Genomic DNA, 221 nt, shown 5'->3' with positions numbered 1-221 from the left:
AGGAGCGGACCCGGTCACGGTCCGCCGGACACGCCCTACGCCTCCGGGTAGCGGCGCGGGGTCCAGACGACGGTGTCGCCGCCCTCGCCCCTGCGTACCCACCGCGTCTGCGACGACCCCACGATCAGCAGCGTCCGCATGTCCACCTCCGCCGGGTCCAGATCGGCCAGCCGCACCGTCCGTACGGACTCCGTCGGGCCGCCCACATCGCGTGCCAGCAC

The 221-nt window shown here is 74.2% G+C and carries 1 pseudogene; it reads right to left on the bottom strand.

Annotation, left to right across the window (positions count from 1 at the left end):
• Positions 1–35: 35 nt before the first annotated feature.
• Positions 36–221 (bottom strand): annotated as a pseudogene (locus G3I40_RS18945) (precorrin-3B C(17)-methyltransferase); the annotation flags it as partial.

Source organism: Streptomyces sp. SID14478 (assembly GCF_010548525.1).
GTDB lineage: Bacteria > Actinomycetota > Actinomycetes > Streptomycetales > Streptomycetaceae > Streptomyces.
Note: the sequence above shows the minus strand (reverse complement) of the source record. Positions and strands in the feature narration are given on the sequence as shown.